The 16757-nt window shown below is 74.1% G+C and carries 18 protein-coding genes; 8 read left to right on the top strand and 10 right to left on the bottom strand.

The window, feature by feature from the left end:
* Positions 1-23: 23 nt before the first annotated feature.
* The 3 genes from GA0070610_RS18535 to GA0070610_RS18525 are packed head-to-tail and all read left to right on the top strand — an operon-like array spanning position 24 to position 3251.
* On the top strand, positions 24-1373 hold the full coding sequence (locus tag GA0070610_RS18535; RefSeq protein WP_089001211.1) for an extracellular solute-binding protein: 1350 nt from the start codon (positions 24-26) through the stop codon (positions 1371-1373).
* Between the two features lie 10 nt (positions 1374-1383).
* Positions 1384-2334, top strand: a complete 951-nt coding sequence (locus tag GA0070610_RS18530) for a carbohydrate ABC transporter permease (protein ID WP_089001210.1) — start codon at positions 1384-1386, stop codon at positions 2332-2334.
* On the top strand, positions 2331-3251 hold the full coding sequence (locus GA0070610_RS18525) for a carbohydrate ABC transporter permease (RefSeq protein WP_089001209.1): 921 nt from the start codon (positions 2331-2333) through the stop codon (positions 3249-3251). The genes GA0070610_RS18530 and GA0070610_RS18525 overlap by 4 nt, the downstream gene beginning before the upstream one ends.
* 54 nt (positions 3252-3305) lie before the next feature.
* Here GA0070610_RS18525 and GA0070610_RS18520 read toward each other — a convergent pair whose 3' ends face one another.
* The 5 genes from GA0070610_RS18520 to GA0070610_RS18500 form a co-directional block, all read right to left on the bottom strand.
* Positions 3306-4169 carry a S1 family peptidase gene (locus GA0070610_RS18520; RefSeq protein WP_089001208.1) on the bottom strand — a complete coding sequence of 288 codons (864 nt, stop codon included), beginning with the start codon at positions 4167-4169 and terminating at the stop codon, positions 3306-3308.
* Between the two features lie 136 nt (positions 4170-4305).
* Complete coding sequence (locus GA0070610_RS18515) at positions 4306-4821, bottom strand: 2'-5' RNA ligase family protein (protein ID WP_089001207.1); 516 nt, start codon at positions 4819-4821, stop codon at positions 4306-4308.
* A gap of 24 nt (positions 4822-4845) precedes the next feature.
* On the bottom strand, positions 4846-5892 hold the full coding sequence (locus GA0070610_RS18510; RefSeq protein ID WP_089001206.1) for an NAD(P)-dependent alcohol dehydrogenase: 1047 nt from the start codon (positions 5890-5892) through the stop codon (positions 4846-4848).
* 188 nt (positions 5893-6080) lie between these two features.
* Positions 6081-6971, bottom strand: coding sequence for a hypothetical protein (locus tag GA0070610_RS18505; protein WP_089001205.1), 891 nt, complete (start codon positions 6969-6971; stop codon positions 6081-6083).
* Positions 6972-7077: 106 nt separating this feature from the next.
* The gene (locus GA0070610_RS18500; protein ID WP_089001204.1) at positions 7078-7581 is read right to left on the bottom strand and encodes a DinB family protein; all 504 of its coding nucleotides are present in this window, start codon (positions 7579-7581) and stop codon (positions 7078-7080) included.
* A gap of 126 nt (positions 7582-7707) precedes the next feature.
* Here GA0070610_RS18500 and GA0070610_RS18495 point away from each other — a divergent pair, with 126 nt between their 5' ends.
* From GA0070610_RS18495 to GA0070610_RS18485, 3 genes are all read left to right on the top strand, one after another.
* Positions 7708-8628, top strand: coding sequence for a DUF72 domain-containing protein (locus GA0070610_RS18495; RefSeq protein ID WP_089001203.1), 921 nt, complete (start codon positions 7708-7710; stop codon positions 8626-8628).
* Between the two features lie 107 nt (positions 8629-8735).
* A complete protein-coding gene (locus tag GA0070610_RS18490; protein WP_157747181.1) occupies positions 8736-8927 on the top strand; it encodes a GTPase activator in 192 nt (63 codons plus the stop codon).
* A gap of 75 nt (positions 8928-9002) precedes the next feature.
* Positions 9003-9530, top strand: a complete 528-nt coding sequence (locus tag GA0070610_RS18485) for a DinB family protein (RefSeq protein WP_089001202.1) — start codon at positions 9003-9005, stop codon at positions 9528-9530.
* A gap of 54 nt (positions 9531-9584) precedes the next feature.
* Here GA0070610_RS18485 and GA0070610_RS18480 read toward each other — a convergent pair whose 3' ends face one another.
* Positions 9585-9950 (bottom strand): hypothetical protein, encoded by a 366-nt coding sequence (locus tag GA0070610_RS18480; RefSeq protein ID WP_089003593.1) that lies wholly within the window; start codon positions 9948-9950, stop codon positions 9585-9587.
* A 153-nt stretch (positions 9951-10103) separates the two neighbouring features.
* Positions 10104-10739 carry a hypothetical protein gene (locus GA0070610_RS18475; RefSeq protein ID WP_089001201.1) on the bottom strand — a complete coding sequence of 212 codons (636 nt, stop codon included), beginning with the start codon at positions 10737-10739 and terminating at the stop codon, positions 10104-10106.
* 202 nt (positions 10740-10941) lie between these two features.
* Here GA0070610_RS18475 and GA0070610_RS30940 point away from each other — a divergent pair, with 202 nt between their 5' ends.
* Together GA0070610_RS30940 and GA0070610_RS18470 are read left to right on the top strand one after the other, a co-directional pair.
* Positions 10942-11112, top strand: coding sequence for a hypothetical protein (locus GA0070610_RS30940; RefSeq protein ID WP_172896549.1), 171 nt, complete (start codon positions 10942-10944; stop codon positions 11110-11112).
* Between the two features lie 74 nt (positions 11113-11186).
* Complete coding sequence (locus GA0070610_RS18470; protein ID WP_172896548.1) at positions 11187-12965, top strand: SpoIIE family protein phosphatase; 1779 nt, start codon at positions 11187-11189, stop codon at positions 12963-12965.
* Between the two features lie 6 nt (positions 12966-12971).
* Here GA0070610_RS18470 and GA0070610_RS18465 read toward each other — a convergent pair whose 3' ends face one another.
* The 3 genes from GA0070610_RS18465 to GA0070610_RS18455 form a co-directional block, all read right to left on the bottom strand.
* Positions 12972-13835 (bottom strand): alpha/beta hydrolase family protein, encoded by an 864-nt coding sequence (locus GA0070610_RS18465; protein WP_089001199.1) that lies wholly within the window; start codon positions 13833-13835, stop codon positions 12972-12974.
* Positions 13836-13955: 120 nt separating this feature from the next.
* Positions 13956-15173: a glycosyltransferase gene (locus GA0070610_RS18460; RefSeq protein ID WP_089001198.1), complete on the bottom strand. Its 1218-nt coding sequence runs from the start codon at positions 15171-15173 to the stop codon at positions 13956-13958.
* Between the two features lie 221 nt (positions 15174-15394).
* Positions 15395-16663, bottom strand: a complete 1269-nt coding sequence (locus GA0070610_RS18455) for a globin domain-containing protein (protein WP_357661616.1) — start codon at positions 16661-16663, stop codon at positions 15395-15397.
* Positions 16664-16757: the final 94 nt, after the last annotated feature.

The following is a 16757-nucleotide window of genomic DNA, read 5'->3' as shown; positions in this document are numbered from 1 at the left end:
CCGATCGGCAGGAGGAAGAGTCAATGACACGGATGGTGCGTGCTGCCGCGCTCGTCGGGGTGCTCGCCCTGGCGGTCAGCGGATGCGGAGGCGTCGGCGGGGACGGCGACGAGGGCGGTGGTACCGCCACCGAGGGCACCCTGTCCACGATGGGCTTCGGCCTCTCCGACGAGATCGCGACCACGCGCGTCGACGCGTTCAAGCGCGACAACCCGGGCGTCGACCTGAAGATCACCGAGGGGGCCTTCGACGAGCAGCAGTTCCTCTCCGCCGTCGCCTCCGGCAACCCGCCCGACCTGGTCTACATGGACCGCAAGCTGATCGGCACCTACGCCAAGCGCGGCTCCATCCAACCGCTGACCGACTGCGTCGACAAGCAGGACATCGACATGGGGCAGTACCGGCCGGCGGCGAAGGAACAGGTCACCCTCGACGGCACCGTCTACGGCGTCCCCGAGTTCTCCAGCGTCCGGGTGATCTATCTCAACGAGGCGCTGCTGCGGCAGAAGGGCCTGACCGTCGACGACGTCGACCTCGCGAACTGGGCCGGGCTGCCCGCGCTCAACGCCAGGCTCGCCACCGTCTCCGGGGGCCGGCTCTCCCGCATCGGCATCGACCCGAAGATCCCCGAGTTCCTGCCGATGTGGGCCAAGGCCAACGGTGTCGACATGCTCTCCGCCGACGGCACGAAGGCCAACCTCGCCGACCCGAAGGTGGTCGAGGCGCTCACCACCGGGGTCAGGCTGATCCAGGACCAGGCCGGCTGGGGCAAGTTCAAGTCCTTCCGGGACACCTTCGACTTCTTCGGCGCGCAGAACCCGCTCGCGAAGAACCAGATCGTCGCCTGGCCCATGGAGGAGTGGTTCCTCAACCAGGCCGCCAAGAACACCCCGAAGGCCGAACTGGTGGTCAAGCCGTTCGTGGACCGGCAGGGTAGGCCGGTGACCCTCTCCTCCGGGCTGGCCTGGGTGGTCCCCAAGGGTGCGAAGAACCCGGACGCCGCGTGCGCGTTCATGAAGAAGGTCACCGCCACCGACACCTGGGTCGCCGCCGCCAAGGCCCGCGCCGACGCGCGCAAGGCCGCCGGCCAGCCGTTCACCGGCGTCTACACGGGCAACGTCGCCGCCGACAAGCGGATCTTCGACGAGCTGTACCAGCCCATCGGCAACAAGCGCTTCGACGACGCGGTGGCCACCATCCGCTCCGTGCAGGACGCCGCGTTCGCGATGCCGGCCTCGCCCGCCGGCGCCGAGTTCGACAAGGCCTGGACGGATGCGGTCAACCGGGTCCTCTCGGGTCAGGCGCAGCCGGCGGAGGCGCTGGCCCGCGCCCAGCAGGAGGCGACCGCCGCCCTCGACAAGGCCTCGAAGTAGGCCCCGGGGGATGGCCACCACCACCGTCCCCGCTCCCACGGGCCGGCGGCGTCGTACGCCGCTGGCCCGGCGGGAGGCGCGCTGGGCGTACCTCTTCCTGGCGCCGTGGATCGTCGGGTTTTTGATCTTCAACGCCGGGCCGATGATCGCCAGCGCCTGGCTGAGCCTCACCGAGTACGACGCCATCAACGCCCCCCGGTACACGGGCCTGGACAACTACCGGGAGCTGATGGCCGACCCGATGGTGGCGCGCAGCCTGGGCAACACCGTGTACTACACGCTCCTGCACGTGCCGCTGGTGATGGCGATCTCGCTGGGGCTGGCGCTGCTGCTCAAGCGGGTGGGGCGGTTGCAGGGCTTCTTCCGTACCGTCTTCTACCTGCCGGTGATGACCCCGGCGGTGGCCGTGGGCATCCTGTTCCTGCTCCTGCTCAACACCCAGGACGGCCTGATCAACCGCGGCCTCGCCCTGGTCGGGATCGACGGCCCGAGCTGGACCACCGACCCGGACTGGGTGATGCCCGGCATCGTCCTGATGGGCCTGTGGAGCCTCGGCTCCACCGTGATCATCTATCTGGCCGCCCTGCAGAACGTGCCGCGCGACCTGTACGAGGCGGCGAGCATCGACGGCGCCGGCGGCTGGGCCCGGTTCCGGCACGTGACGCTGCCGATGATCTCGGGAGCGCTGTTCTTCACGCTGATCGTCAACACCATCTCGTCGCTTCAGATGTTCACCGAGGTCTACACCATGTACTTCGGCAACCGGCAGACGCAGGGATCGTTCAACAGCGACGCCGCGTCGTTCTACGTGATCCACCTGTTCCAGGAGGCGTTCCAGTTCCTGCACATGGGCTTCGCCTCGGCGATGGCCTGGCTGCTCTTCGTGATCATCCTGATCATCACGCTGGTGCAGGTGAAGCTCGGCAACCGGTTCGTGTACTACGAGGGGGACCAGCCGTGACGGCCACGGTGGAGCGGGCCGTCGCCGCGCCCGTACCCGCGAGCGCGCCGGGAGGCGCCGACCGGCGGGCGGCGGCCGAGGAGAGCGGTCGCCCGCTGTGGCAGCGGGTGCTGTTCGTGGTCGCGCTCGTCGGCGCCGCCGTGGTGTTCATGCTGCCGTTCGTCTGGCTGATCGGCGCCTCGCTGCGGCCCCGCGAGTACGTCTTCTCCGGCGGGTTCCTGCCCACCCCGTTCGCGCCGGAGAACTACGCCGACGCGTGGCAGGCGGTGCCGATGGTCACCTGGCTGTTCAACAGCGTGGTGGTGGGCACGGCGGCGGCGCTCGCGGTGACCCTGTCCAGCGCGTGGGTGGCGTTCGGCTTCGCGTACTTCCGGTTCCCGGGGCGCGATGTCCTGTTCGGTCTGGTGCTCGCGACGATGATGCTGCCGTTCGCGGTGACCATGATCCCGACGTACCTGATCTGGACGGAACTGCGGCTGACCGGCACGCAGGTGCCGCTGTGGGCGGGCAACCTGTTCGGCTCGGCGTTCTACATCTTCCTGCTGCGGCAGTTCCTGCTCTCGCTGCCGCGCGAGTACTTCGAGGCGGCCCGGGTCGACGGGGCCAGCTACCCGCAGCTGTTCTGGAAGCTGGCCTTCCCGCTGATCCGGCCCGCCCTGCTGGTGGCCTTCATCTTCGAGTTCAAGGCGAGCTGGACGGACCTGATGAAGCCGCTGATCTACCTGCGCGACGAGGAGCTGTACACCCTCCCGCGCGGGCTCAAGGTGGTGCTGGACCGCTTCGGCTACGGCGGCGAGCAGCAGTGGGAGATCGTGCTTGCGGGCAGCGTCATCGCGACCGTGCCGATGCTGGTGCTGTTCTTCCTCGCCCAGCGGCACTTCGTCGAGGGCATCGCCACCACCGGCCGCAAGGGCTGACCCCGCCGCGCCCGGCCCGGCCCGTCGTACGGGTCGGGCCGGGCGCGTGCCGGCTCAGGGAATCGTCACGCCGTACGCGGCCAGGATCTCGACGATCGGCTGGTAGTACGTGGTGCCGCCGGTCGTGCAGTTGCCGCTGCCGCCGGAGAGGATGCCGAGGACGACGCCGGTGCCGGGGACGTAGAGCGGCCCGCCGCTGTCGCCCGGCTCGGCGCAGATGTTGGTCCGGATCAGCCCGGTGACGGCGCCGTCGGCGAAGTTCACGGTCACGTTGAGGCCGGTGACCGTGCCGCAGCGGACGCCGGTCGTGGAGCCGCTGCGGCAGACCGTCTGGCCGACGTAGGCGTTGCCGGCACCGTTGATCGTGACGAGGCCGGGGTACGTGTAGACGGCGCTGGGGTGGGCGACCAGGCTCGTGTAGCGGACCAGCCCGTAGTCGTTGCCGGGGAAGCTGCTGCCCACCCGGCTGCCGAGCACGGTGGTCTGCGCGCTGTTGGCGTACCAGGTCGCGCCGGCGGCGGTGCAGTGCCCGGCGGTGACGAAGTAGTAGGTGCTGCCGCTGCGGACGTTGGCGCCGAGGGAGCACCGGCCGCCGCCGCCGTAGATCGCCTGACCGCCGGCGATGAGCAGCCGCAGCTCACCCGGCTCGTGCCGGAGCACCGCACCGGCCCGGGCGGCGGTCGCCCGCAGCGCGGCCACGTCCCGGGCGGAGACGGTGTCGTCGACGGTCAGGGTCATCCGGCCGGTCGCGGGGTCGATGCCCCAGGCGGTGCCGGTGGTGCGGATCTGCGCGAGCGCGGTCGCGGCGCGGTCGGCGTCGGCGTCGGCGGGGGTGGGGGTGGGGGCGGCGTGGGCGGGCGCCGACAGGCCGAGCAGCAGCGCGGCGAGCAGGAGCAGGGCGAGCGGGAAACGACGCATCGAACCTCCAAAGATTCGTTTCTGTCGATTCCCTACAGGATCCACCCCCGGGCGTGACGCGGACAAGCGGCCGGTCGGTCCGGCTCGTGCGGATGCCACCGACGGCGACGACGTCGGTGGCATCGGGGCGGCCCGGCTACGGCAGCGGGTGGGAGATGCCCCGGGCGTGGTCGGTGAGGGCGGCGCCGACCACGGTCGCCTCCAGCGGCAGGACCTCCAGGCAGCGGCGTACGGCGGCGGCCATCAGGACGTTCGGCACCCGCATCGACAGCGTGCAGTGCGGCACCCAACGCCCCGGCTGGTAGTGCTCGACCAGCGGGATGCCGGCCTCGGCGAGCCGGCCGTGCACCCGCGCGTGGTGCGCGAGCAGCTCGACGGTGGGGGTCGGGCCCAGCCACAGGACCCGGCCGACGAACTGCCCGGCGTGTTCGAAGCTCAGCCGCAGCGGCGCGGCCACCACCGTCCCGCGCAGCGCCGCCGCGACCCGCTCCGGATCGAAGCGGGGCGCGACGGCGAGCGAGACGTGCGGCCGGTGACGCTGCTCCAGCAGCGACCGCATGCTCTGCACGCCCTCGGACTCCAGCGCGTCCCAGAGCACCCGGATCCGTCGGGTGGCGTCGGTGTCCAGGTAGAGCTCCAGCGCCGCGACCACATGATCACTCTAGGGTCGCGGTGGTCACGGCACGACGACGGCCCGGCCCTCCAGCGTGCCGTCGGCCATCTTCCGGTACGCGTCGACCGCCTCGTCCAGCGAGAAGGTGGTGGCCTTCGGCTTCACCAGGCCCCGGGCGCCCAGTTCGAGCACCTCGATGAGTTCCGGCCGGCTGCCCCAGTACGTGGTCTGGATGCTCACCTCGTACGGCACCGAGAAGAAGCCCACCGGCAGGGTGCCGCCGCCGATGCCGACGATGGTGAGGTCGCCGACGGTGCGGGCGGCGGCGGCGCCGAGCGCGAGGGTGGGGTCGGCGCCGACGAAGTCCAGGATCACGTCGGCGCCCCGGCCGCCGGTGGCCTGGCGGATCTCCTGGGCGGTGTCCGCGCCGGAGAGCATGGTCAGATCGGCGCCGCACTCCTCGCCGAGCCGCAGCGCCTCCTCGCGGGTGTCCACCGCGATCACCCGCGCCGCGGTGGTGGCCTTGAGGATCTGCACGCCGACGTGCCCGAGCCCACCCACGCCGATCACCACGGCGGTGCTGGTCGGGCCGAGCTTCGCCCAGGAACGGCGGATCGCGTGGTACGGGGTGAGCCCCGCGTCGGTCAGCGGCGCCGCCAGCACGGGGTCGAGCCCGTCGGGCAGCGGCACCACCTGCCGGGCCTGCGGCACCAGCAGGTACTCGGCCATGCCGCCGTCCAGGCCGAGGCCGCCGCCCCCGCCGGGCACCGGAGCCTCGGCGACGTTCTCGCAGTACGGGTCGACGCCCACCCGGCAGCGGGTGCACGTGCCGCAGCCCCACGGCCCGTACACGGCCACCGGCTGGCCCACCGTCAGCCCGGTGACCCCGTCGCCCAGCGCGTGCACCCAGCCGGCGTTCTCGTGGCCGAGGGTGAACGGCGGGTTCCAGGGCACCGCGCCGGCCTCGAAGTCGTGCATCAGGTGCAGGTCGGAGTGGCAGGCCCCGGCACCGCCGATCTTCACCACCACCTGACCCGGGCCGGGGGTCGGCTCGTCGACCTCGACCAACTCGGGCTCGGACTTCCAGCCCGGCAACCGCAGTGCGCGCATCAGACGCCTCCTGTTCTCCCGCTTCCGGTCCGACTGCCGGCTGCCCGTTCAGCGACCGGCCAAACGGGTCCCGCGGCGGGTCGGCTCACCCCCTCCGGGTGACCCGGGAACGCGGTCGTCGGCGGGGGCGCCCGGGTCGCCGAGGGCGGGCGGCTCAGGGGGAGGTCGGTCCGCCGAGGGCGGGCGGCTCAGGGGGAGGCCACCCCGTCGAGGGCGGGGGCCACGGCGGGCCGGGGGTGGGTCGTCCGGGTGGCCGCCTCCGACGGTGACAACGTGGACGGCCCCGAGCGCCGGGCGGTCGGCTCCGTGCCCGGGCGGGTGGTCGGCTCCGTGCCCGGGCGGGTGGTCGGCTCCGTGCCCGGGCGGGTGGTCGGTCCCACTCCGGGGCGGGCCGTCGGGTCGGCTCCGGGGCGCCCGGTCGGTCCCGCTCCCGGTGGCCCGGTCGGCTCGGCGCCGGGCCGACCGGACGGGCTGCCGGCCGGGTCGGGGCTCCGCGGCTCGTCAGCCAGCACCCGCTCGCAGTAGCCGGCCACCTTCTCGCGGCCACCGGCGGCGCGGATCAGGTTGGCGAAGGCGGCGTCGTCGAGCGCGCCGCCCGGGCCGTCGTCGCCGTCGGCCCGGTATGCCCGGCAGGACTCCCGTACGGCCGCGTCGGGTTCCGGCCGGCCGTCCACCCCGCCCGTCGGCGCCCGCGAAGGGTCGGGAGCCGCCGTGCGGGAGGCGTCCCGGTCGGGGGCAGGCTGGACAGCCGCGGTGGTGGGCGCCGGAGCCCTCAACGGGTGGGGCAGGGTGCCCCCGGTGGCGGCGAGGGCCACCCCGCCCGTGAGCGCGAGCGCCGCACCGGCGAGTGCGGCGCGCACGCCGAAGCCCGCGAGGGCGGGGCGGCGTCGCTGCGGCAGCTCGGGAGGGTGCCCGGCCCGGACCAGCCGGTAGGCCCGGACGGCGGCCTCCTCGCCGGCCAGCTCCCGGGGGTGGGGTGCGGCGCGCACCGCGGTCAACAGCGAGGCGACGGGACGTGGGCCGTCCTGCGGGTCGAGGACCGGACCGCCGAGCAGCCGCTCGACGGTCTCCTGGTCCATCCGATGTGATTTCATCTCGTGTCCCTCAGCGCCACAGGCCGCCGGACCGTCACACGGGTCGGGGTGTGACGGCCGACAAAGGCCGGATCGGGGACCGGGGCCTGGCTCAGCCCATCGTCTTGGCGCCGTCGATCGCCTCGCGCAGGATGTCGGCGTGCCCCGCGTGCTGGGACGTCTCGGCGACGAGATGCAGCAGGACGCGGCGGACGGACCAGCTCGCGCCGGGCTGGAACCAGGGGGCCTGCGGCAGCGGGTGGTTGGCGTCGAGGTCGAGGGTGCCGACCAACTCGTCGGTCGCGGCGGCCACCCGGGCGTAGTCGTCGAGCAGCCCCGCCAGCGTCTCGCCCTCGTCCATGCGGAACTGGCCGACCCAGTCGAGCGGCTCGCTGTTCATCGCGTCGGCACCGCCGACGGCGAACCGCATCCACCGCTGCTCGACCTGTGTCACGTGCTTGATCAGACCGCCGGGGCACAGCTCGCTGACGGTGCTGCGCGCGGCGGCCTGCTCGTCGGTCAGGCCCTCGACGGTCTGCCGCAGGAAGCCGCGATGCAGGCGCAGCGTCTGCATCAGGTCGGCCCGCTCACCGGTCAACTGATCGGTCGTGGACATCGCCACGCTCCCTCCTGGGATCCTTCGGAACGCGGCTGAGCCTAGGACCGCCCACCGACAGGAACGCCCCCGCCGGGTTTCCGCCACCGGTTGCCGTTTCGTCCGCTCCGGGGTGCACTGAACCACATGGGTGTGATCAAGGTGGGCACGTCCTCCTGGGCGGACCGGATGCTGCTGCGCTCGGGCTGGTATCCCCGCGCGGCGAACACCCCGGCCGGCCGGCTCGACTTCTACGCCGGGCACTTCCCGATGGTCGAGGTGGACACCTCCTACTACGCGGTCCCCGTGCCGGAGACGACGCAGGGCTGGGTCGACGCCACGCCCGAGGGCTTCACCTTCGACGTCAAGGCATTCAGCCTCTTCACCGGCCACCCCACACCGGTGGCGGCGTTGCCGCGCGACCTGCGTCCGGCCGGCGGCCCGAGTCGAATCCGCCGCCGCGACCTGCCGGCTGCCGCGTACGACGAGCTGTGGGACCGGTTCCGGGCGGCGCTGGACCCGATCGCGGCGGCCGACCGGCTCGGCGCGGTCCTGCTCCAGTTTCCACCGTGGCTGGCCCGGGGAGCCGCCGCCGAGCGGCGCATCGCCGAACTGGCGGAGCGGTGCCGGCCGTGGCGGGTCGCCGTCGAGCTGCGCCACGGGTCCTGGTTCGACGGCACCGCGGTGCTGGACACGCTCGCGTTCCTGCGGGAGCGGGACCTGTCGTTCGTCTGCGTCGACATGCCGCAGGGGCACCCGTCGTCGGTGCCGCCCATCCTCTTCGCCACGGCGGAGCTGGCGGTCGTGCGGTTCCACGGGCACAGCACCGCCTGGGAGACCGGGGACAAGCAGGAGAAGTTCCGCTACGCGTACGGCGACGAGGAGCTGCGCCGCTGGTCGGAGCTGCTGGTCGAGCTGGCCGGGCAGGCGCAGGAGCTGCACGCGCTGTTCAACAACTGCTGCGAGGACCAGGCCCAACGCGACGCCGCCCGGCTCGCCGAGCTGCTGGGCGTGCGGCCGGCGGGTCGTGGTCGGGCGGAGCGGGCCGCAGCCGGCTCCTCCTCCTGAGCACGCCGCGCCACGTGTCGTCCGGCCCGGGCGGGCGTCGGCGGGAGGTTTTCCCACCGGCCGCCCGGGTACCGCCCGGGGCGTGAGCGACGGAAGGGGACGCGGTGATGGGTGAGCGGCGGCAGGAACACGGCGAGGACGCGACGCCGGGCGTACCGCAGGACGCGGCGGCGCGCGAGACCCGGCAGGCGCAGGACGCGCACGGCGGAAGCATGGCGCCCGGCCTGGTGGACGACACCGGCCATCCGGTGGCGGACGACCCCACCGAGGTCGCCGGGGAGGACACCGCCGGCGGCTGAGCCGACCGCCGGGAGGGGCCCGGCACGCGGCCTTATTGCGTCGACCGGGCCGCCGACCTCGAGCATGATCGCCCGATGGCGGCAACCTCCCGTGCGCTCCTGCGCTGGCAGTTCGACCTGACCTGGTCGCTGTTCGAATACCACCTTGAACGCCTCGAGGCGGCGGACTTCCTCTGGGAACCGGCGGCGCGCTGCTGGACGATGCGTCCCGGCCCTGCCGGCGGGTGGACCCCCGACTGGGCGGACACCGAACCCGATCCCGTGCCGGTTCCGACGATCGGCTGGCTGTCGTGGCACATGGGCTGGTGGTGGACCGTGGCCATGGACCATCTCGGGGGACGGCCACCGCGGCAGCGCACCGACGTCGGATGGCCGGGCCCGGGCGGGCCGACGATCGCCTGGCTGCGGGGGCTGCGCGCCGAGTGGCTCGGTCAGCTCGACCGGCTCACCGACGCCGACCTCGACGCCCCCGCGTCGTTCCCGTGGCAGGAGGACGCCGGGCACACGGTCGGGCACATGCTCGCCTGGGTCAACGCCGAGCTGATGAAGAACGCTGCCGAGATCGGCCAACTCCGGCTGCTCCGCGTCGCGGAACGCGGCTGACCGCCGGACGCCCGCGCCGGGTGATCCGGCACGCCGCGCCCGGGTCCGTACCCGTCACGACCGTCGGCCCCGGGCCCGCAACGCGTCCTCCGTCCGGGGCTCGACGTCGGCGGCGTCGGGAAAGGACCGGCGGGCCGGCGCCGGGTCCGGCGGCGCGCCGGGGCCTGCCGGCCGCGTGGACGTCGGCTCGACCGGGCCGAAACCGTGCCGCCCGGCCGGCCCGGACGCTCCCGCCGGCTCACCGGCCCGCCGCTCCCCGCGCCGCCCCTCCGGTACGGCGGTCTCCTCGCTGCCCTCGTCCATGGGGTCGTGCCCGCCGGTGCCCCACGGCGGCTCCGCGTCCAGCCCGTCCCTGGTCACCCAGGGCGTGGTCGCCTCCGGTGGGCGTCCGTCCCCGCCGCGTCCGTCTCCTGCCGTCATGGCCACCTCGCTACTCGGTCCGCCGGTAGGGGCTCCGAATCCCCGTCGCCGGGGCGGTCATGCCTCCCGGCGCCGGATCCCGGCGGGCGGAGGAGACACGGAGTGGCGCCCCGCCGCCGAGGAGTCGGCGGGACGCCCCTCGGCGTACGCCGGTCAGCAGCGGCCGGACTTCGCCATCCGCTTCTTGTTGGCCGCGCCCATGGCCATGAGCGCGCCCATCCCCTTCGGGGCGTTCCGCATCCCGCCGACGCGCCCGAGCATCCCCCGGAACACCTCGCCGGGCTTCTGCTGCTCGCCCATGTACGCGGTCATCACGATGAGCGCCCCGGTCATCGCCGGGATGGCCCACTGGAGCATCCGCATCTGCCGCTGACACGACGCCACGTTCGACGGCGTGTGCGAGTTCGGCTCGGTGACCCCCTCGACCGCCGGCCCGCCGGCCTTCTCCAGCTTCATGCCGAGCAGCCGGCTGTAGCCGGTCACCGCCAGCGCGCCGACCGTCAACGCCGTCTTCAGCGTGCTGGCCCGGGCCACTCCCGCCTGGGCGGCCACCCGAGGGCTCTCCGTCACCAGTTCCCCGACGGCCCCCGCCAGGTGGGCGCCGATCGCCGCGGCGTTCACCGGGGTCCACCGGGCCCAGCCGGCCGAGGCCATCGGCAACCGCTGGGTCGAGTCGTTCATCTGTGCCGCCGCGCCGTTGACCCCGAACGCTCCCATCAGGGAGCCCCCGAACCAGGCCGCCAGGCCCAGATCGTGCATCGAGCGCAGTGCGGTGTGTCGTTCGGACATCTGATCCCCTTCCACCGTGTCGGGCGGTGCGGCATACCCGCCGCCCGGTCGGCTAATCCCGCCCGTCACCTGCTGATACGCCCCGGCAGCGCAGATACCGGGCCCGGCGTCCGTACCCGGTCGACGACGGGACGGGGCCGGGAGGAGTCGGCGGGGCCGGTGGCGGGTAGGTCATCGGACGACCCGACGAGAGGGGTAGCCGATGTCGCAGCCGGAGGAGAGCCGGGAGAAGACCGCGTCGACCGACGCGGTGCTGATGCACCCGGACAACGATCCGCGCAAGACCACGGCCCAGGTGCCGCCGCCGGCCGAGCGCGGCGAGACCCGCGTGGAGCGCGACGGCGAGATGGTGCCCGTCGACACCGACGAATGATCAGCGGCGTCCCGGGCGGCGGAAGGCCGCCCGGGACGGGCGTACGGGGACGGGCGAGGTCGGGAGCGAGGGACGTGGGCGACGGGCGGGACCGGTCGGGCGGACCGGCGGCGGTGGACCACGTGCGGATCTTCGACGCCGCGCCGTCGCCGTACCTGGTGCTCGATCCGGACCTGGTGATCGTCGAGGTCAACGAGGCGTACCTGCGCGCCACCGCCCGTACCCGGGAGGAGTTGCTCGGGCGGGAGGTGTTCGCCGCGTTCCCAGCGAACCCGGACGACCCGGAGGGCACCGGGGTGCCGAACCTGCGGGCCTCCCTGCTGCGGGCGCGGGAGACGGGGCGGGCGGACACGATGGCGTTGCAGCGCTACGACATCCCCGACGGCGCCGGCGGCTTCGTGCGGCGGTACTGGAGCCCGATGAACGTGCCGATCCTCGACGACCACGGGCGCGTCGTGCTGCTGCTGCACCGGCCCGAGGACGTCACGGACTTCGTCCGGCAACGGCAGCGGACCAGGGACGAACAGGCCCGCGGCGAGAGCTTCCGGCGGCGCATGGAGGCGGCCGAGGCCGACCTGTACGCCCGCGCGCAGGAACTGCGCGGCGCGCTGGAGGCACAGGCGGTGGCAAACCGCCGCCTCGCCACCCTGGTCGACCTGGCCGCCGACCTCGCCGGCTGCGAGAGCGTCGCCGAGTTGACCGAGGTGGTCGTCGACCGGGGACTCGGGGCGCTCGGCGCCGACGGCGGCGCCGTCGCCGTGCGCGACGACACCGACCTGCTGCGGTTGACGTTGACGGACAGCCTCGGCGGCGGCGCCCGCGCCCGCTACGCCGAGCTGCCGCTGACCGGTCCGCTGCCGTCCAGCGTCTCGGCGTACACGGGTCGCACGGTCTTCCTGCCCGACCGGGCCGCCGCGCTGGACTTCGCGCCGGAGATGGCGGAGGTCGTCGACACCACGGGACTGGAGGCGTGGGCCTCACTGCCGCTGCGGGTGGGGGAGCGGCTGCTCGGCGCCCTGACCGTCGGCTGGCGCGCGCCGCACCCGTTCGAGCGGCGCGAGGTGGAGGTGCTGGGCGCGTTCGCGGCGCAGTGCGCGCAGACGCTCGACCGGATCCGGGTGCACGGGGAACAGCGGCGGACCTCGGAGACGCTGCAACGCAGCCTGCTCTCCGACCCGCCGCCGGTGGCAGGCCTCGACATCGCGGTGCGGTACCACCCGGCGGTGCAGCACGAGCAGGTCGGCGGGGACTGGTACGACGCGTTCCCCGCCGCCGACGGGGCCACCACCGTCGTGATCGGCGACGTCACCGGGCACGACCGCGCCGCGATGGCCGCGATGGCCCAGATCCGCAGCACGCTGCGCGGCGTCGCGTACGTGCTGGGTGAGCCGCCGGCGGCCATCTTCGCCGGACTCGAACGGGCCCTGCGCGGGCTGGGTGTGTCGACGTTCGCCTCGGCCATGGTGGGGCACGTGCGCGTTCCGGGCGCCGCAGGCGACCCGCGTTCGGCGCACCTCACCTGGTGCAACGCCGGCCATCCGCCGCCGGTGCTCGTGCACCCGGACGGCACCGCGCGGCTGCTGGTCACCGACCCGGACCCGCTGCTCGGTGTCGGGCCGCTGCCGCGCCGCGACCACGAGACCGACCTCGAACCGGGCGCGACCCTGGTGCTCTACACCGACGGGCTGGTCGAGCGCCGCGACCTGCCCATCGACGCCGGCATCGAACGTCTGCGGGCGGCGGCCGGACGGCTGTGCCACCTGCCGTTGGAGGCGTTCTGCGACGCGCTGCTCGCCGGGCTCACCGCCGCGCCGGACGACGACGTCGCCCTGCTGGTGCTGCGGGTCGGTTGAGGGCGGTCAGCGGGCCGGCAGGTCCGCCGCGAAGCGGGCCACCCGGGCCGCCAGCGGCCCGCTCGCGCGTACCCAGGTGAAGTGGTCCATCCGGGCACCGGCCTGCGCCGCCGTGTAGCGCTCGCGGGCGACGGGCGCCGCGGCCAGCTTCGCGCACAGGTGGTCGAGGGTCTCGTGCGGGGTGTACTGGTCGTCGTCGACGCTGACCGCGAGCACAGGGGTGCGCAGCGCCCGCACGGCCGCCTCGGCGTCCACCCCGTCCAGGTGCGGGAAGCGCCCGGTCCGCGCCGTGTGCGCCCAGTCCCGGATGACGCCGCGCGCCTGCCGGCCGCCGAAGCCCCAGCCCGGCCAGACGCCGAGCAGCCGGGCGGTCGCCGCGATCCCCTGGGTGTACGGCAGGACGCCGTACCCGCGCAGGCCCGGGTAGCTGCGCCACCACGGCACGCCGACGGCGACCAGCGCCAGCCCGTCGACGTCATGCCCGCCGTGCACGGCGAGATGCAGCAGGGCGGCCTGCCCGCCGAGGGAGTGCCCGAGCAGCAGCGTCCTGCGCCCGTCCCGCCGGGCCTTGAGCGCCCCCAGCGCGGCGCCCACGTCGGCGGTCAGCTCCGCGTAGCCGTACCGGCAGGCGCGGCTCGGCTTCGGGGTGCTCTCCCCGGTGCCGCGCAGGTCGGCCACGGCCACGGCCAGGCCGGCGGCCCGCAGCGCGGCGGCGAACGGGCGGTAGTAGCGCGCCCGGACCCCCATGGCGGGCGTGATCAGCACCAGCGGGGCGTCCGTGACGCCGTCCGGATCGGGATACACCTGTAGCCCGATGCGGGCCCCGTCGACCTCGACGAACTCCTGCCGGTATTCCCCCGTCGCGTTCACCGCCCCAGGCTACGGCCCGAGGCTACCGACGGGTAACCACCGGGTGGTGGGCGTCACGCGCGTCGGATCGCCCGCGTGACACCCCTGGGTCGTCCGCGTGACGCCCCTGGGTCGTCCGCGTCACGCCACCGCCGGAGCGGGGCGGCCGACCGTGCTGACCGTGGCGTAGACCGCGCTCAGCTGCTCGGCGCAGCGCTTCCACGAGTACCGGTTGCGGATCCTGTCCAGCGCCGCCGTCGCGTACGTGAAACGACGGACCTTGTCGGCGAGGAGCCGGCGGACCGTGGAACCGAGGATCCGGGGGTCACGCGGCGGCACGAGGTCGCCGGTCAGGCCGTCGACCACGCTGTCGGCGATCCCGCCGACGTTCGTGCCGACGACCGGCACCCCGCACGCCATGCTCTCCAACGGGGTGAGCCCGAACGGCTCGTACCAGGGGGCGGCCACCAGCAGGTCCGCCGAGCGGTACCACGGGGCCAGCTCCTCCCGGGGCAGCCCGCCCAGCAGCTTCACCCGGTCGGCGACGCCGCAGGACTCGGCGAGCGCGCGGAGGCGGCGGGCGAAGCCGTCCGCCGGCAGCAGCTTCGCGGGCGGTCCGCCCACCACCACGCACTCGGCGTCCGGGACGGCCGGCAGGGCGCGTACGACGTCCTGGATGCCCTTGCGTTCCACCAGCCGCCCCACGGTGATGATCCGGTGACGGGCCGGGTCGCGCGGGGCGACGGGCCCCTCGGGCCGGAACAGTTCCTGGTTGACCCCGGCGGGGACCAGCGTCATCCGGGACCGGGGCACGCCGAGGCGCACCAGCTCGCCCACCTCGTCCTGGCACTGCACGATGACCCGGTCCGCGGCCCGGCCCAGGGCCCGCTCGTAGCCCACCCGGCCTGGTGGGCTGGTGTCCCGGTCGCCCTTCGTATGCCGCTTGACGGAGCCGAGGCTGTGGTACGTCAGCACCACCGGCACCCCGGTACGCCGGCCGGCGTGCAGGGTGGCCAGTCCGCTCGTCCAGTAGTGGGCGTGCGCCACGTCCGGCACCCAGTCGCCGTCGCGCCACTGGCCGGCCAGCCAGCGACCGAACTCGCCCAGGTGCGGCAGCAGCTCGTCCCCCGGCACCCGCAGCGCCGGCCCGGCCGGCACGTGGCACACCTGGTAGCCGTCGGAGGTGAGCACGGAGTCGGGCGGGGCGGTGGAGTCGCGCCGGGTGTAGACGCGCACGTCGTGCCCCTCGCCCACCAGAGCGGCGGCGAGTTCCGCCACGTGCGTGTGCTGACCGCCGGATTCCTCCGCCCCTCCGACGGCGAGCGGACTGGCGTGCTCCGAGATCATCGCGATACGCATGTGCTTCCTCCATCGGCCGGCCCGTCGGCGGGGACCCGGTCGAGCCCCGGGGCGTCTCCTCGCCGCCTGGCGGACCCCGCCGCAGGAGTCCCTACCCTGGACCTCCCCTCCTAACCGCCGCCCGCCCGGCTCGTCGTGGGGGACTCTCCGTCGGGTGTGGAGACGCCGACGGGCGGCGGGGCGAACCGCCCCACCGCCCGTGACCGGCCGACGATAGTCGGTCAGGACCGGTCGTCGTGGAGCATGCCCGGCCCGAAGACCTCGTAGGCGATCCGCTCCACGGGCACCCCACGGCGCAGCAGGCCGCCCCGGACGGTGTTCATGAACGGCAACGGCCCGCACAGGTGCACGTGGGCGTCGGGGGAGAGCGGGATCAGTGCCGGGTCGACCCGCCCCGCGATGACCTCGGCGGTCACCCCGGCCAGCTCGCCGTCGGTGAGGTCCTCGTACCAGAGGGCGGTGCGCAGGTTGGGCAGCGCGGCGTGCAGGCGCGGCAGTTCGCCGCGGAACGCGTGCGCCGCGCCGGCCCGGTCGGCGTGCACCAGCACCACCGGGCGCTGCGGCTCGGTGGCGGCCAGGTGCTCCAGCGCGGCCATCGCCGGGGTCAGGCCGATGCCCGCGCTGACCAGCAGCAGCGGGCCCTCTCCGGCCACCGCGCTGACCTCGCCGAACGCCGGGCTGAGCCGGAGGACGTCGTCGACGCCCACGCGCTCGTGCAGGAAGGTCGAGACCATGCCGTCGGGGGCGCCGCCGACGCCGCGTACGCGCTTGACGGTGATCCGCCAGTGCTCGGCGCCGGGGCAGCCGGAGAGGCTGTACTGGCGGATCTGCTGACCGCGCCCGCCGTCCAGGTCGACGGCGACGGAGGTGTACTGGCCCGGGACGAAGGTGGGCACCGGGCCGCCGTCGGCCGGGACCAGGGTGAACGACACGACGTCCAGCGCCTCGCTGGTCCGGGCGGTGACCCGCCAGTCGCGCCACACGGGCTCGCCCTCGGCCAGCCCGGCCACGGTGTAGAGGCGGGCCTCCCGGGCGATCAGCTCACAGGCCAGCAGCCAGTAGACCTCGTCCCAGGCCGCCGCCACCTCGGCGGTGACGGCGTCGCCGAGCACCTCGCCGACGGCGGCGAGCAGGTGCCGGCCGACGATCGTGTACTGGGTGGCGGTGATGCCGAGCGAGGCGTGCTTGTGCGCGATGCGGTCCAGGATCGGCCCCCACGGCGCGTGGCTGCCGCCGGTCAGGTGTTCCGCGTACGCGACCACGGCGGCCGCGAGCGCGGCCTTCTGGGTGCCGGTGGCCTGGTTGCTGCGGTTGAAGATGTCGAGCAGTTCGGGGTGCGCGTCGAACATCCGCTGGTAGAACCGGCCGGTGATCGCCTCGCCGTGCGCCTGCACGGCGGGCAGGGTCGCCGTCACCACTGCTGCTGAGGACTCCGAGAGCACGACTGTCTCCTTCTGAGGTGAACCGCTCGAACCCGGACAGCAAAACAGGTATTCGAGATACCTCTTCAGGGCCGAAGGTCCCGGGTCGGGGGTCGTCCGGATCACATCCCGGGCCCGGTCGACCGTGGTGGGGGCTCGACCG

It is taken from the genome of Micromonospora echinofusca (assembly GCF_900091445.1).
Classification (GTDB): Bacteria; Actinomycetota; Actinomycetes; order Mycobacteriales; family Micromonosporaceae; genus Micromonospora; species Micromonospora echinofusca.
The sequence above is the reverse complement of the archived record's forward strand: the minus strand, read 5'-3'. Positions and strand labels throughout refer to the sequence as shown.